The sequence below is a fragment of the Mesorhizobium sp. CNPSo 4661 genome, assembly GCF_057784215.1.
This window is the reverse complement of record NZ_JBWGIO010000001.1, coordinates 366,147-380,479: the sequence shown is the minus strand read 5'-3', so window position 1 is coordinate 380,479 and position 14,333 is coordinate 366,147. Positions and strand designations below refer to the sequence as shown.

The 14,333-nt window shown below is 64.4% G+C and carries 12 protein-coding genes and 2 tRNA genes; 6 read left to right on the top strand and 8 right to left on the bottom strand.

From position 1 onward, the window contains the following. Positions 1-254 precede the first annotated feature (254 nt). Positions 255-2,942, bottom strand: a complete 2,688-nt coding sequence (ppdK, locus tag AC0YKC_RS01770; RefSeq protein WP_488509509.1) for a pyruvate, phosphate dikinase — start codon at positions 2,940-2,942, stop codon at positions 255-257. 218 nt (positions 2,943-3,160) lie between these two features. Here ppdK and AC0YKC_RS01765 point away from each other — a divergent pair, with 218 nt between their 5' ends. The 5 genes from AC0YKC_RS01765 to AC0YKC_RS01745 all read left to right on the top strand — a co-directional run bounded on the left by AC0YKC_RS01765 (position 3,161) and on the right by AC0YKC_RS01745 (position 7,359). Next, on the top strand, positions 3,161-3,505 hold the full coding sequence (locus tag AC0YKC_RS01765) for a VOC family protein (RefSeq protein ID WP_488509507.1): 345 nt from the start codon (positions 3,161-3,163) through the stop codon (positions 3,503-3,505). 101 nt (positions 3,506-3,606) lie between these two features. Next, positions 3,607-5,031, top strand: coding sequence for a phosphomannomutase (locus AC0YKC_RS01760; protein ID WP_488509505.1), 1,425 nt, complete (start codon positions 3,607-3,609; stop codon positions 5,029-5,031). Between the two features lie 96 nt (positions 5,032-5,127). Continuing rightward, positions 5,128-6,108 (top strand): GDP-mannose 4,6-dehydratase, encoded by a 981-nt coding sequence (gene gmd / locus AC0YKC_RS01755; protein ID WP_488509503.1) that lies wholly within the window; start codon positions 5,128-5,130, stop codon positions 6,106-6,108. Continuing rightward, on the top strand, positions 6,105-7,088 hold the full coding sequence (locus AC0YKC_RS01750; protein ID WP_488509500.1) for an NAD-dependent epimerase/dehydratase family protein: 984 nt from the start codon (positions 6,105-6,107) through the stop codon (positions 7,086-7,088). Before gmd ends, AC0YKC_RS01750 begins: the two co-directional genes overlap by 4 nt. A gap of 196 nt (positions 7,089-7,284) precedes the next feature. After that, positions 7,285-7,359: transfer RNA gene (locus AC0YKC_RS01745), tRNA-Gln, on the top strand. Between the two features lie 75 nt (positions 7,360-7,434). Here AC0YKC_RS01745 and AC0YKC_RS01740 read toward each other — a convergent pair. Then, complete coding sequence (locus AC0YKC_RS01740; protein WP_488509498.1) at positions 7,435-8,358, bottom strand: acetamidase/formamidase family protein; 924 nt, start codon at positions 8,356-8,358, stop codon at positions 7,435-7,437. A 119-nt stretch (positions 8,359-8,477) separates the two neighbouring features. Here AC0YKC_RS01740 and AC0YKC_RS01735 point away from each other — a divergent pair. Beyond that, positions 8,478-8,552, top strand: a tRNA-Gln gene (locus tag AC0YKC_RS01735). 53 nt (positions 8,553-8,605) lie between these two features. On the opposite strand, the gene AC0YKC_RS01730 is transcribed toward AC0YKC_RS01735, so the two are convergent. The 6 genes from AC0YKC_RS01730 to AC0YKC_RS01705 all read right to left on the bottom strand — a co-directional run bounded on the left by AC0YKC_RS01730 (position 8,606) and on the right by AC0YKC_RS01705 (position 14,330). Beyond that, on the bottom strand, positions 8,606-9,406 hold the full coding sequence (locus AC0YKC_RS01730) for an ABC transporter permease (protein WP_488509496.1): 801 nt from the start codon (positions 9,404-9,406) through the stop codon (positions 8,606-8,608). Then, a complete protein-coding gene (locus AC0YKC_RS01725) occupies positions 9,403-10,275 on the bottom strand; it encodes an ABC transporter permease (protein WP_488509494.1) in 873 nt (290 codons plus the stop codon). The genes AC0YKC_RS01730 and AC0YKC_RS01725 overlap by 4 nt, the downstream gene beginning before the upstream one ends. Continuing rightward, the gene (locus AC0YKC_RS01720) at positions 10,272-11,372 is read right to left on the bottom strand and encodes an ABC transporter ATP-binding protein (RefSeq protein ID WP_488509491.1); all 1,101 of its coding nucleotides are present in this window, start codon (positions 11,370-11,372) and stop codon (positions 10,272-10,274) included. Before AC0YKC_RS01720 ends, AC0YKC_RS01725 begins: the two co-directional genes overlap by 4 nt. A gap of 76 nt (positions 11,373-11,448) precedes the next feature. Further along, the gene (locus AC0YKC_RS01715) at positions 11,449-12,474 is read right to left on the bottom strand and encodes an ABC transporter substrate-binding protein (RefSeq protein ID WP_320294800.1); all 1,026 of its coding nucleotides are present in this window, start codon (positions 12,472-12,474) and stop codon (positions 11,449-11,451) included. A 51-nt stretch (positions 12,475-12,525) separates the two neighbouring features. Further along, positions 12,526-13,524, bottom strand: coding sequence for an AraD1 family protein (gene araD1, locus AC0YKC_RS01710; RefSeq protein WP_434721727.1), 999 nt, complete (start codon positions 13,522-13,524; stop codon positions 12,526-12,528). A 32-nt stretch (positions 13,525-13,556) separates the two neighbouring features. Beyond that, positions 13,557-14,330: an SDR family NAD(P)-dependent oxidoreductase gene (locus tag AC0YKC_RS01705; protein ID WP_488509488.1), complete on the bottom strand. Its 774-nt coding sequence runs from the start codon at positions 14,328-14,330 to the stop codon at positions 13,557-13,559. Between the last annotated feature and the right edge of the window lie 3 nt (positions 14,331-14,333).

Here is a 14,333-nt window from a genome sequence, read left to right as displayed (position 1 = left end):
AAATTCAGTGTCGGAATGTGCCTTGAAACGGTGTCGAGATTCAGGGCCGTCACACGCACGTTCGCGTGACATTGCATACAAAATCGTAAGGAATGCCCTTAAAGCGCGCCGCCCCGAAACGGATTCAGGCGGTGCGCTTCAAGTCTTTGTTTTGATGCATGTCCCAGAACCGCTGCGCACTTCTGGGCGACATGCTCTTTGTTTTGATGCATGTCGTTGTCCCGGAACCGCTGCGCACTTCTGGGCGACATGCATTAGGAACCGCGTTTTGCAGCGCTCTTCGCCGCCGCCACGGCAGCCTGCGCGGCCGCCAGCCTGGCGATCGGCACCCGGTAGGGCGAGCACGACACGTAATCGAGGCCGACCTCCTCGCAGAAACGGATCGAGGCCGGATCGCCGCCATGCTCGCCGCAGATGCCGAGCTTGATGCCGGGCCGCGTCGCCCTGCCTTTTTCTGCCGCGATCCGCACCAGCTCGCCGACGCCGTCGATGTCGAGCGACACGAACGGATCCTGCTCGATGATGCCCTTCTGCCGGTATGTTTCGAGGAAGGACGCGGCATCATCGCGAGAGATACCAAAAGTCGTCTGCGTGAGATCATTGGTGCCGAAGGAGAAGAATTCGGCCGCTTCGGCAATGACATGGGCGCGGATCGCTGCGCGCGGCAGTTCGATCATCGTACCGGTCAGGTAGTCGATCTTGGTGCCGGTCTCCTGCATGACGCTCTGCGCGACCGCATCGATGCGCGCCTTGACGTATTGCAGCTCCTTCACGAGGCCGACCAGCGGCACCATGATCTCCGGCACCACCAGCGCTCCGGCCTTGTGGCCGGCCTCGACCGCCGCCTCGAAGATGGCGCGTGCCTGCATCTCGGCGATCTCCGGATAGGAGACGGCGAGCCGGCAGCCGCGATGGCCGAGCATCGGGTTGAATTCGTGCAGCGCCTCCGTGCGCTGCCTCAGCTTGTCGGCCGACACGTTCATGGCCGAGGCGACCTCGGCGAGCTCGGCCTCGGTCTTCGGCAGGAACTCGTGCAGCGGCGGGTCGAGCAGGCGGATCGTCACCGGCAGGCCGGCCATGATCTCGAACAGTTCGAGGAAGTCCGAGCGCTGCATGGGCAGCAGCTTGTCCAGCGCCGCTCGCCTGTCCTTCTCGGTGTCGGCCAGGATCATCTCGCGCATGGCGACGATGCGGTCGCCATCGAAGAACATGTGCTCGGTGCGGCACAGCCCGATGCCCTCGGCGCCGAAGGAGCGGGCCATGCGCGCGTCGAGCGGCGTTTCCGCATTGGTACGCACCTTCATGCGGCGCGCCGCATCGGCCCATTCCATGATGGCGGCGAAATCGCCCGACAGCTCCGGCTGCAGCATGGCTACAGCGCCTTTTAGCACCTGGCCGTTGCCGCCGTCGATGGTGATGGTGTCGCCCTTGCGGAAGGTCTGGCCCATCGAGAGCAGCGTGCCGGCCTTGTAGTCGACGCGCAGCGAGCCGGCGCCCGACACGCAGGGCTTGCCCATGCCGCGCGCCACCACCGCGGCATGACTGGTCATGCCGCCGCGCGTGGTGAGGATGCCTTCGGCGGCATGCATGCCGTGGATGTCTTCGGGGCTGGTCTCGATGCGCACCAGGATGACTTTACGCCCTTGCGCCCTGGCGTCCTCGGCATCGGCGGACGAAAAGACGATCTCGCCGGTGGCCGCACCCGGCGACGCCGGCAGGCCCATGCCGATGACATCGCGCGCAGCCTTCGGGTCGATGGTCGGATGGAGCAGTTGATCGAGCGAGGCGGGATCGATGCGGGCGACGGCCTCCTCCTTGGTGATCAGCCCGTCCTTCGCCATGTCCACGGCGATCTTCAGCGCCGCCTTGGCGGTGCGCTTTCCAGAGCGGGTCTGCAGCATCCACAATTTACCGCGCTCGATGGTGAATTCGAGGTCCTGCATGTCGCGGTAGTGCTTTTCCAAGCGGTCGGAGATGTCGACGAAAGCCTGGAAGGCGTCGGGCATGAGCTTCTGCAGCGACGGCTTGTCGGAACCGGCGGCGATGCGCGCCGCCTCGGTGATGTTCTGCGGCGTGCGAATGCCGGCCACCACGTCCTCGCCCTGGGCGTTGACCAAGAACTCGCCGTAAAGCTGCCTGTCGCCGGTCGAGGGATTGCGGGTGAAGGCGACGCCGGTCGCGGATGTCTCGCCCATATTGCCGAACACCATGGCCTGGACGTTGACGGCCGTGCCCCAACTTTCCGGGATGTCGTGCAGGCGCCGGTAGGTGATGGCGCGGTTGTTCATCCAGCTCGAGAACACGGCGCCGATCGCGCCCCACAGCTGCTCCCGCGGATCCTGGGGGAAAGGCTTGCCGAGCTCTTCCTCGACCTTGGCCTTGTAGAGCGAAATCACGCTCTGCCATTCCTGGGCCGAAAGCCCGGTGTCGAGCTCGTGGCCGAGGCTCGCCTTCTGGTCCTCGAGGATTTCCTCGAACACCTCATGGTCGAGGCCCATCACGACGTCGGAATACATCTGGATGAAGCGGCGGTAGCTGTCGTAGGCAAAACGCGCATCGCCAGAATCGGCGGCCAAGGCCTCGACCGTCTCGTCGTTGAGGCCGAGATTGAGCACCGTGTCCATCATGCCGGGCATGGAGGCGCGGGCACCGGAGCGCACGGAGACCAGGAGCAGCTTCGACGGATCGCCGAAACGGCGGCCGGTGATGCGGCCGATATGATCGAGGGCGGAGACGACATCCGCCTCGAGCCCGGCGGGATAGGTGCGGCCGTTGGCGTAATAGGCGTTACAGACTTCGGTGGTGATGGTGAAACCGGGCGGCACCGGCAGCCCGAGGCTGCACATCTCGGCCAGATTGGCACCCTTGCCGCCGAGAAGATTGCGGTCACCGGCACGGCCTTCGGCGGCACCGTCGCCGAAGGTGTAAACCCACTTGGTCATGCTAGCCCTCCAGTTCGTGGAAGATAGAACACCCCGGACGATGGCCCGGTTCCCCGCCTTCCCCGACCCGAGCGATAGGATGCTGCAGTGCGAAAGGCAAGGCACTGGCCTGATCGTCGCCGAAACTACAATCGATTAAGCAAAAGCTGCGTCAAAAAGACTTGCCGGAGGGGTCCGGCGCGATATAGAACATAACAGGAACATATTGGAGTAGCGTGATGAAACTCAACGGAAAACTCGACTATCTCGAACTGCCGGCGACGGGCGGCACGCTGGACAGCGTCAAGTCCTTCTACAGCGCCGCTTTTTCATGGTCGTTCACCGACTACGGCCCGACCTATGCCGCCTTTGCCGAAGGGCTCGACGGCGGCTTCCAGACAGACGCCGGCGAAGCCCCGGCCAAGCCATTGCCCGTGCTCTATTCCGAAAACCTTGAGGAAACGCTGGACGCGGGCGAGAATGCCGGCGGCGCCATCGTCAAGCCGATCTTTTCCTTCCCAGGCGGCAGGCGGTTCCACTTCACCGATCCGGCCGGCAACGAACTGGCCGTTTGGGGACATTAGGAAAGACACGGGATTTCGAGTTGTTTTTGCTGTTGACAGCCGGGGGGCAGCCGGGCTCATTCCAATGAGCGGCGGCAATCTTCCAACAGCAAAGCAGACTGATGAAATTCGGCTCAAGCGGCGTTCGGGGTTTGGCTAGCGAATTGGTTGGAAGGCCAAGCGGACTTTATACCGAGGGTTTCGCCCGGCGCTTGCGGTCGACCGGATTTCAGCAGGGCAAGGTCTTCGTCGGGCGTGACCTGCGCGACAGCAGCCAAGCGATTGCGCAAGACTGCATGGCGGCGCTGGCCGCAAGCGGCTTCCAGCCGGTCCATTGCGGCCCCATCCCAACGCCCGCGCTTGCCTATTTTGCCCTCCTGCACGGTGCCGCGGCGCTGATGGTGACCGGATCGCACATTCCCGCCGACCGCAACGGCATCAAGTTCTATGGGCCGAAGGGCGAGATCGACAAGGCGGACGAGGCCGCAATCACGCAGGCGGTCGCCGAGTTGTCGGACCACTATCCCTGGCCGCCGGCCCATGCGGACTGGCAAAGCGGCCATGAACAGGCGCTCGCGGCCTTTCGAGACCGGGTTGGCGGCATTCTCGCCCCTGGCGCCCTTTCGGGCATGAGGCTCGGCGTCTACCAGCACAGCACCGTCGCGGGCGAGTTGCTGGTCGAGGTCCTGAGATCCTTTGGCGCCGACGTGATGCCGATCGGGAAAACGGACGTTTTCGTGCCTGTCGACACGGAGGCCGTCGGCCCGGAAACGATGGCGAAGGTGAAGGACTGGGTGCGCGAATTCAAATTCGACGCCGTGCTTTCCGCCGACGCCGATGCCGACCGTCCTCTCGTCATCGACGACGAGGGCGAGCTGTTCCGCGGCGACCTGATCGGGCTGGCGACGGCGCTCTTCCTCAAGGCCGACATGGTGGTGACGCCCGTAACGTCCAATTCGGGCATTTCACACGCTTTCGGCTTCGAAGTGGTGAGAACGAAGGTTGGATCGCCCTTCGTCATAGCGGGCATGGAGGCCGCGCAATCGACCGGCGGCATCGTCGTCGGTTTCGAAGCCAATGGCGGGGTTCTCCTGGGCTCGGACTGCCTGGTGAACGGCAGGACCTTGTCGGCGCTGCCGACGCGGGATTCGTTCTTGCCCATCCTTGCGGTTCTGGGCACGGCGGGATCGACGGGCAAATCGCTGTCGGGCCTGCGCAAAACCTGGAACCTTCCGGTCTGCGCCAGCGAACGGCTCCAGAATTTCCCTGTCGAGGCATCGCGCGGCTTGATGCGCAAGCTCGCCGACCGCGATGCGTTGCGGCAATTCCTTGCCCCCTTCGGCACCGTCGCGGATGTCGATGAGACCGACGGTCTCAGGGCACGGATGACCAGCGGCGAGATCATCCATTTGAGGCCTTCCGGCAACGCCCCGGAAATTCGTTGCTATGCCGAGGCCGCCAGCGCCGACAAGGCGACCGAAATTGTGGCAATGGCGCTGGAACGGGCGCGGGACACCACACTGGCGGGTGAACCAGAGGCCGTGTAACGAAAGTGACGCCGGCGGTTGCCGCAGGCCTGAAGCGCGGCTGGTTAATAACAAGGGGCTCGCGCACCCGCACTCGCTCTATCCCAGAAAGCATCCATGACAAGGACAGCATTGATAACCGGCATTACGGGGCAGGACGGCGCCTATCTGGCCCAACTCCTGCTTTCGAAGGGTTATAGCGTCCACGGACTGGCGCGACGGTCGAGCACGGCCGTCAACACCGCGCGGCTGAAATGGCTGGGCATCGAGAACGACGTGCGGATCGTGGACGGCGATCTCACGGACCTGTCGGGCCTGATCCGGACCATGCGCGACGTAAGACCGGACGAGGTCTACAACCTTGCCGCTCAGTCTTTCGTCAAATCCTCATGGCAGCAGCCGATCCTGACGGGCAACGTCACCGGCATCGGCGTCACGAATGTTCTCGAGGCGCTGCGTCTCGAAATCCCCGAGGCGCGTTTCTATCAGGCTTCGTCTTCAGAGATGTACGGCCTTATCCAGGAGCCGGTGCAGTCTGAGACCACGCCTTTCCATCCCCGCTCCCCCTATGCGGTGGCGAAGGTCTACGGCCACTGGATCACCGTCAACTATCGCGAAAGCTTCGGCCTGCACGCTTCGAGCGGCATCCTGTTCAATCACGAATCGCCGCTTCGCGGCATCGAATTCGTGACACGCAAAGTCACCGACACCGTCGCGCGCATCAAGAAGGGCCTGGCAAGGGAACTGCGCCTGGGCAACATCGACGCCAGGCGCGACTGGGGCCACTCCAGAGACTGTGTCCGCGCCATGTGGCTGATGCTGCAGCAGGACCAGCCCGATGACTATGTGGTCGCCACCGGCAGGACGACGACGGTGCGCGACATGTGCAGGATCGCGTTCGAGCATGTCGGGCTGAACATGGACGACCATCTCGTCATCGATCCCGACCTGTTCAGGCCGGCGGAAGTCGAAATCCTGCTCGGCAATCCGGCCAAGGCAAAGGCGAAGCTTGGATGGGAAGCGACGATCTCCCTGGAAGAGATGATCCGCGAAATGGTGGACGCAGATCTGGCGCGCCACTTCGCCGCCAGGCGTTGAAGGAAGCGGCCGGCATGCGCGTTTTGATAACCGGTGCCAACGGGTTCGTCGGCCCCTATGTGCGCGACGCGCTGCGCTGCGTTTGCGGCGATGGCGTTGCCGTTGCCGCGACCTCCAAAGATGGCGGTCCGCATCCCGCCTTCGGCCAGGTCGAAGAGCTGGACGTGACGGACCCGGCCGCCGTCCAGGATGCCATTGTCCGTCACCGGCCCAGCCATGTCATTCACCTGGCGGCGGTCGCGGCCCTGGGCGCCGCCCAGGCCGATCCCCGCAACACCTGGCGCATTCATGTGGGCGGCGCGCTCAACGTGGCCAATGCCATAATCGACAAGGCTCCGGGCTGCTGGCTGGTTCATGTCGGGTCGGGCCTGGTCTATGGCGAGAGCGCCAGGACCGGGCGGCCGCTCGACGAAAGCACGCTTCTTGCTCCGATCGACGACTACGCCGTGACCAAAGCCGCGGCCGATCTCGCGCTCGGCGCGCTTTCACGCCAGGGGTTGAAGTGTGTCCGGATGCGCCCCTTCAACCATACCGGTCCGGGTCAGACCGAGGCATTTGCCGTGCCGGCTTTCGCCATGCAGATTGCACGGATCGAAGCAGGCCTGGCTCCGCCGGTTATCCGCGTCGGCAATCTCGATGCGCGGCGCGATTTCCTGGATGCGCGCGACATCGCCGACGCCTATGCGCGCGCGGTGCTGAACAGCCGCGACCTCGCCCCGAACACCATCTTCAATGTCGCATCCGGCGTGTCCTGGCGGATGGGAGACATTCTCGATCGGCTGCTGGCCTGGAGCAGCGTCAAGATAGCCACGGAGCAGGATCCCCTGCGGCTGCGACCGAGCGACCTGCCATGCATCGTCGGCGATGCGACCCACGCCCGGACCCTGCTTGGCTGGGCGCCCGGGCATTCCTTCGAGGATACGCTCGCGGCCGTCCTGGAGGATTGCCGCGCGCGCGTGGCCCAGGTCCCGGAAGCCTGAGCTGACCTGCTCACGGCCGGCACAAGCGCGAGCCGCGCGGCCGCGTGGGGCTTGCGATCCATCCCCGGCGATCGGGACGACGAACCGGCCGGGGAATGGCGGCCCTTATCGCTGCCGATTTTAGTTGATCTCCCGGCATTGAGCTTTGCTCCGCCTCGTCCTATAAGGCCGCGCGCAGCGGGCATGCCCCGCCTGCTGGGGCGTCGCCAAGTGGTAAGGCATCGGTTTTTGGTACCGACATTCCCAGGTTCGAATCCTGGCGCCCCAGCCAACTGTCATCGGTCCGTTCCAGACGCATCGGTTGCCCATCTTGGGAAGGGCACGCGGCGATTGCGGTGAGGCTTGGTCAGCCGATGGCGGCAGGTTTCGGAAGCCATCGCTTTTCGACCAGGCAAACCATCGTGTAGGCAGGATCAAAAACGTTTCCGACGTGATACCGGACAACCTGTCCCATCAGATGCGATGCGGCCGTCGCGGACAATCCATAGTCGCTGGTCAACCAGTTCAGCATATCCGTGGTTGCGTGCTGGAGAGCCTGGTCAAGCGGGCGTGCGTTGCCAACAGAGAAGATGTGCGTCTCGTTCTCACCGCGAGGCCATACCAGCCGCCTGCTTTTTTCCACAGTCAAGCGTAGCTCGACTTCAAAGCAGGTTTCGATCCCGGTTCCGACGATCTCACCATCGCCCTGCGCTGCATGACAATCGCCCGCGAAGAAGAGCGCACCCTCTACGGCAACGGGAAACCAGACGGTCGCGCCGGGCCGAAACCCGCGGTAATCCATGTTGCCGCCGTTTTCCGCGCTGGTTGCGGTGGAGAAGTCCTGGCCCAACGAGGGCGCCACACCAAAGCAACCGATCATCGGCTCGAGCGGCAAAACGAAGCTTTCAAGGCCTTGAGGCGGCTCCTGCAGCACCGCAGTTCGCGATTCCAGATCGATCCGCCAGGTGACTTTATCCCTTGCCGGCAGCCCGCGGGCAGCCTCCGGATCGACGACGTTCGCAGCCAGCGACGAGATCGTCCAGCCGGAAGGGCGGATCGGGTCCATGCGCAGGATGTCCACACGCAGCGCGTCGCCCGGTTCAGCTCCGGTCACGAAGATCGGGCCGTTCATCGGGTTTGGACCATGAGCCAGTCGCGCACCGTTCTTGTCGAAGCCCTGAGCGTCGAGCGTTTCCGTGATCACGATATCGCCGGACGCGATTGCGAGCGCCGGCGCGATCGTACCGAGGACATTGTGCCAAATGGAGTTGATGAGCTTGTGCGTTGCCATCAGATGGCAGTAACGAAGGCGTTGCCGCGCGGCAAGTGGGCGGATTGAGCTCCTGATGCCGATGAGCTTTGCCCCGCCTCGTCCTATTAGGCCGCGCGCAGCGGGCATGCCCCGCCTGCTGGGGCGTCGCCAAGTGGTAAGGCATCGGTTTTTGGTACCGACATTCCCAGGTTCGGTTCCTGGCGCCCCAGCCAGCCCCTCTCGCATGGCTTGCCCCGGCGTGATCCGGCGCAGGGTTGGCCTCGTTTCAGCTGCGCTGCGTGGCGACCTGCCTCGGAATGAGGAATCTTGCCGCAAGAGCGCAGAGCAGGACGGTAAACATCAGGATCAGCGCCACCAGCGCGTTGATATCCGGCGAGAAACCGAGTCGCATCATCGCCCACAGGCGCACCGGCAGCGTCGTCTGGGTGCCGGTGACCAGAATGGTGATCATGGTCTCGTCGAACGAAAGGGCGAAGGCCAGGATGGCGCCGCCGACCATCGCGCTCGACAGGTTGGGCAGGATGACGCGCCAGAAAGTCTGCCATTTGGTCGCGCCTAGGTCGTAGGAGGCCTCGACCAGCGTGCGGCTCATCGACTGCAAGCGCGTCAGCACCGTGCGGTAGACGATGGCGAGCACGAAGACCGTATGGCCTATGACGACCGTCAGCAGCGAGCGTTCGAGCCCGATCTCGCGGAAGAAGATCAACAGCGCCAGGCCGCTGATGATGGGCGGCATCAGGAACGGCAGGAAGACGATGAACTGCAGCAACGAGCGGCCGGCGCCGCGGCCGTGATAATAGAGGGCCAGCAGCGTGCCGCTGACCACCGCAAGCACGACCGTGCATAGCCCGACGACAAGCGTGGTGCGCAGGGCCGCGAGTATCTCGTGGTTCCCGGCCAGTGCGGCATAGGTCGAAACGGTCGGCGAGGACCAGTCGACCTCGCCGCGCGCCACCGGAAAGAAGGACGACACGATCGGCACGAAAAGCGGGCTGTAGAGCAGCACCGCGACCAACGTGGCGACAGCGGCGAGAAGTATCGTGGACAGGCGCGGCGCGACGATCAAAACGAAGCCCCCCGATTGCGCCCGAACCGCTCGCCGGCAAGGATCGCGGCGATGACCACCATGGCCAGCGCCACCGAGAGCGCGGCGCCGAAGGGCCAGTTGAAGGCGGTGCCGAACTGGCTGTAGAGGATGCGGCCGAAAGTGAAGCCGCTGATCCCGCCGACCATCTGCGGCGTCAGGAAATCGCCGATCGCCAGCACGAAGACGAAGCTCGCCGCCGAGGCGACACCGGGCAAGGAAAGCGGCAGGGTGATCCTCAGGAAAGTCTGCAGGTTGCTTGCGCCAAGGTCGTCGGATGCGCGCAGCAGCACCTGCGGTATGCGCTCCAGCGCCAAGAAGATCGGCAGGATCGCGAACGGGATCAAGAGCAGCGTGAGCGTAAGCAGGATGGCGTTCATGTTGAAGACGAACAGCGTCGACGGCTCGGCGATGATGCCCAGTCCCACCAGCGCCTTGTTGAGAAAACCATTGAGGCCGAGGATGCTGCGGATCGCGTAGATCTTGATCACGTAGCTCATCAAGAGCGGCACCATCAGCAGCATCAGCAGCGCGTAGCGCCAGCGGCCGCGCAGCGTGGTCAGGAAATAGGCCGTCGGATATGCGAGCAGGATCGAGATCGCCGCCACGGAAAGGCAAAGCACGATCGTGCGCCAGAACACCGGGAGGAAGACCGGGTCGGTGAAGAAGCGAGCATAGTTGGCAAGCGTCGGCGCATAGGCGATCTGGCCTTGGTCCACGCTGAAGAAGCTATAGACGAGGAAGATCGCCAGCGGCATCAGGACGAACACCACCGGCAGCGCAAAGGCAAGCGCGGTGACCAGCGGCGACCAGCGGATGGCGACGGGACGCGCCAGGCCTGCGCTTCTCATGCCAGCACCAGGTGGCCTTCATGCGGCGCGAAGGAAAGCGCCACGGTGTCGCCAACCCTCAGGGCGCTGCCGTCCACCCGGCTCGGGAAGCGCAACCTGAGGCGCTGCGCGGCATCGCCGCCAGCCATAATGGTGGCTACCGTCGAGGAGCCTGCAAAGGCAAGATCGGCAACGGTGCCGGAAAGACGATTGTCGGCATCGCCGTCGCCGGCAAGGTGCAGTGCTTCGGGGCGGAACGCGGCGAAGCCGCGGGCGCCGGTGGCCGCAGTCTTGAGATGCGGCTGGCCGGCGACCGAACAGACGAGCCGGCCGAGCACCGTCTCGATCGCGCGGAATTCGCCCTGCGCCTCGCCGAGCGTGCCGGCCACGAGATTGTTCTCGCCGAAGAAACGCGCCACGAACTCGCAGTTCGGCTTGTAGTAGAGGTCATGCGGCGCGCCGAGTTGGCGGATGTGGCCGGCCTCCATCACGCAGATCCGGTCGGCCATGCCGATGGCCTCCTCCTGGTCGTGGGTCACGAACAGGAAGGTGGTCTTGACCTCACGCTGGATCGACTTGAGGAATTCCTGCATCTGCCGGCGCAGTTCGAGGTCGAGCGCCGCGAGCGGTTCGTCGAGCAGGACAAGTCGTGGCTGACAGATCAGCGCACGAGCGAGCGCCACGCGCTGCCGCTGGCCGCCCGACAACTGCGCCGGAAAGCGTTCGGCGAAGCGCCCAAGCTGCACCAGCTCCAGTGCCTTGGCGACGCGTTCCGCGATCTCCGGGCGCGGCACGCGGCGAACCGACAGGCCGTAACCGACATTGCCGGCGACGGTAAGATGCGGGAACAGCGCGTAGTCCTGGAACACGGTGTTGAAGGGCCGCCGGTTGATCGGCATGCCGCTGATGTCGCGGCCGTCGAGCCGGATTTCGCCCGAGGTCAGCGGCTCGAGGCCGCCGATCAGCCTGAGCACCGTGGTCTTGCCCGAACCGGACGGCCCGAGCACGGTCAGGAATTCGCCATCGCGGATCGCGAGATCGATGTCGTGCAGCACGGGAACCGTGCCGTAGGATTTCGAGACGGAGCGCAGCGTGAGCAGGTCGCTGTTCAGGTTCATCACAAACTTCCAGAAATACGCTGTTGGCGGCCCGATGCCCGGACCGCCAGGTCCTTGAAAGCTCGGCGGAAGGATATCAGGGCGTCGCCTTGATCTCGTTCCACAGGTCGGAGCGCTTGGTCGGGTCCTCGACATTGTTGAGCCAGACCAGCTTGTCGTTGCTGCCGGCGCTGCTCGATTCGACCACGGTATTGCCGAAGCCGGTCCGCTCGGACAGCGCGCCGCTGACCTTCTTGCTGAGCATGAAGTCGATCCACTTCTCGGCCGCCTCCTTGTCGCGAACCCCTTTCGAGATGACCCAGTTGTCGAGCCAGGCGAGCGCGCCTTCGCTCGGATTGATGTAGGCGACGTGGGCGCCGATCTTCTGCAGGGCCTTGACCTGCTGCTGACCGTAATTGGCCCAGATCAGGGCGACGTCGTTGTTCTGGTAGATCTGCTGGGCCTCGTCGGCGGTGGTATAGAAGCTGAGCACGTTGCGCTTCAGCTCGACCAGCTTGGCCTTGACCGCCGCCATCTGCTCGGCGTCGAGATTGAACGGGTCCTTGTAGCCCAGCGTCAACGCGGTGAAGGAGAAATTGTGCTCGCCATTGTCATAGGCCAGCACCTTGCCTTTGTAGGCCGGATCCCACAGCACCGACATCGAGGTCGGCGCCGGCTTGACCTTGTCGGTGTCGTAGATCAGTCCGATGGAATCGAAGCAGAACGGAATGCCGTAGACCTTGCCGTCCTTGGTGTCGCCGCTGACCTGCGTGAGGTCGCGGAAGCGCGGCAGCACCTCCTTCTGGTTGGGAAGCTTGGCAAGGTCGATCGGGTTGACCAACTCGGCCTTGATGTAGCGCTGCAGTTGCGCGGTGTTGACGGCGAAGACATCGAAGTCCTGCCCTTCGCTGCCCTTGATCTTGGCCCAGATCTCGTCGTCGCTGCCGATGAAGACGACATCGACGCCGATGCCGGTTTCGGCGGTGAAGTCCTTGACCCAGTCCGCATCGGCGTAGCCGTCCCAAGCCAGCACGCGCAGGTTGGCGGCGAGCGCCGACGAAGCCATCAGGCCGATGCCCAGGCCGACACTCGCTATCCCTAGAAGCAGTCTCTTCAACAGCATGATCATTCTCCCATTTGTTGTTGTGATGATCTCAGTCCGCGGGTCTTGCCGTCACAGCGCGGTGACGGCCACCAGCCCCTCGTCCGGCACCGCCTGCATCGGGTTGCGCAACGGCTTGCCGAATTCCGGTGCCTGGATTTCGTATTCGTCGCCTGGTGCCGTCTTGATGCCAGAGGCGTAGCTCATCACCGCTGCGCCGAAGAAATAGGCGTGCAGATCGCCCGGCCGGCGGTGCATCGGGTAGCGGAAATGGTAGTGCTCGAGATTGGCGATCGAATGCGACATGTGCGCTTCGCCGGAGAGGAATTCCTGCTCCCAGATGACAGCGCCGTCCCGCCGGATGCGGGAATGTCCGCGCACCTCCCGCGGCAGCTCGCCGATCAGCAGCTCGGGACCGATCGAGCAGGAGCGGAGTTTCGAGTGCGCGAGGTAGAGATAATTCTCGGCCTCGGTCACGTGGTCGGAATACTCGTTGCCCAGCGCGTAGCCGATGCGGTAGGGGCGGCCATCCGGTCCGTTGAGGTAGAGGCCGACGATCTCGGCCTCCTCGGCACCCGCCTTGGCGAAGGCCGGCAGCGGCAACGCAGCACCAGGCGGGACGACGCAGGTGCCGACGCCCTTGAAGAACCATTCGGGCTGGACGCCCAGCTCTCCCGGCGCGGGTTTGCCCCCCTCCAGCCCCATGCGAAAGATCTTCAGCGAGTCGGATTCGGCGGCGTCCTTGCCGTGGGTCAGCACATGCATCTTGTCGCGCGCGGCGGCGCTTCCCGTATGCGTCAGGCCGGTGCCGGTGATGAGGAAACGCGCCGGCTCCGGATGGTCGACCGGTGCGAGCACGCGGCCTTCACGCAGCAGCTGGTCGTAATCGACTTTCCCGCCGCCGGTCCGCTCCTCGACGAGCGACGCAATGGACCTGCGCTCGGCGATGGCCGCCGTGGCAAGTTCGAGGACGGTTTCGGTTCCGACCAGGAGGTTGAGGTGATCGCCATCGGCGCTGACGCGGCCAACACGACGGCTGCCATCGGGCAATTCGAACTGAACGAGACGCATGATGCTACCTTTTTGCTGCGGTCCGATGGCGGTCACACCCAGCCGCCATCGACGATGAATTGCTGGCTCGAGCACATGCGGCTGTCATCGGCGGCAAGAAACAGCGCCATGCGCGCAATGTCGGAAGGCTGCAGCCTGTCGGGCAGGCACTGCCTTTCCTCGATCTGGCGCTCGCCGGCCGGCGTCAGCCACAGACGCATCTGGCGCTCCGTCATCACCCAGCCAGGCACCATGCAGTTGACGCGGATGCGCTCGGGGCCCAGTTCGCGGGCGAGCGCCCGCGTCATGCCGTAGACGGCCGCCTTCGCCGTCACATAGGCCGGGCAATCCGGATCGCCGACCATCCAGGTGATGGAACCGAAATTGATGATCGAGCCGCCGCCAAGCGCCTTCATCTGCGGGCGCACGGCCTGGGCGGCGAAGAACTGGTGGCGCAGGTTGACGGCCATGCGGTCGTCCCAATAGGCGACGCTGACATCGGCGGTCTGGTGGCGGTCGTCATTGCCGGCATTGTTGCAGAGTACCTGGATGGGGCCATTTCGCTCTCTCCCCTGTTCGACGGCTGCCTGCAGGGCCTCGACATTGCGCAGATCGCAGGGAATGAAGAACGGTTCCGGATGGCCTTGCGCCGCGATCGCCGCCACCAGCCGCAGGGAAGGCTCCGCCGCCGTATCGACGAACGCGACGCGGCTGCCTTGCGCGCAGAAATGGCGCACGAGGCTCTCGCCGATGCCGCTGCCACCGCCGGTTATGAAGACGCTGCGGCCCTTGAGGCTGGGGTAGACGGCGTAGGTTTCGGTGGTCATCGC